The 1,083-nt window shown below is 42.0% G+C and carries 1 pseudogene; it reads right to left on the bottom strand.

The features are described from left to right. Window positions 1–247 precede the first annotated feature (247 nt). Window positions 248–1,083, bottom strand: a pseudogene (locus tag I3255_RS14720) (AAA family ATPase); the annotation flags it as partial.

Raw genomic sequence — 1,083 nt, 5'->3', positions numbered from 1 at the left:
TCAATCCAAATAGAGTTGGCTGTCTATCTTTGAGTCAGCGAGATCTGCGTTGACTCAGTTACACTCCAAAATAAGTTATGACTGATAGATGGTAGATTAATAGAGATCTGATTTTGCAATACTTAACCTAATGAAGGAAAGCGCAAAACCAGATCCTATTGTTGTTTTTGACGTCCTCTTCATGATGGCTAGCTCATCAATATGAACATCACGGTCATCCAGATCTACTGCATACTATGGGTTACTTTTACAAAGCATCTTTCGCCAAGAGCTGCATGTTCAGTGAACTCGTTTTCAGGCCAGCTCTGTCAAACCGGTACCGCATATAGGCAGAAATATCATCCTCATGCGAGGAAACAATCAACTGGCAATGCTTAAGTTCGCAACGGAGTAAATCGGTTAAGGATGCAACGTTGATTTCATCCAGAGACTGCGAAGGATCGTCTATCAAGATAAGAGGTACCTTAGCATAGACCTTATTGAGTGAAAGAAAGAAGGCAAGGCCAAGAGCGCACACCTGACCGGAACTCATGGACATGACTGCGTCGTGTTCTGACTTCTCTGCAGTCAGAAATCTCAACTGCGTACCTTCGCGACTCTCGATAAATAGGCCCAAACCACGTTGGTAGTTTTGGATCAGACGTCCACTGTAGATATGGAATATAAGCTCAATAGCAGAAATTGTCTGGTCGGTATACCTTTGCTCTGTTTCTTTCAGTGTGTCTCGGAGCCTTTTGATTTTACTTTGAGCTTTTTTCGCGGCTAAGGTTTCTTTTTCGATAAGTTTAAGGTCGGAAATACAGGTTTGGAGCCTGACATTTTGAGCCTCGTTAGCTTTAATCGATATATACTGCTCTTTATTCCTCAAGTCCTCAGCAGTGACTATGTAGAAATCCTGCAGGTCTTTGAAGGTTAAGCTTATTGTGTCTCGCCAGTCCTCAGGCAGAGCTAAAGCATCCGATTCAACCTCTTTTTTATTTCTTAGAATCTCCTTTAGCTTTTCCAGTCGTTCCACCACTACATCATCAATTTTCGTAAATGAGTCAGTGAATTGAATGTTTTCGTTTTGCAGCTTCTCCTTCA

The organism is Psychrobacter sp. Ps6, assembly GCF_022129235.1.
In the GTDB taxonomy this organism is placed as follows: Bacteria; Pseudomonadota; Gammaproteobacteria; order Pseudomonadales; family Moraxellaceae; genus Psychrobacter.
Note: the sequence above shows the minus strand (reverse complement) of the source record. Positions and strands in the feature narration are given on the sequence as shown.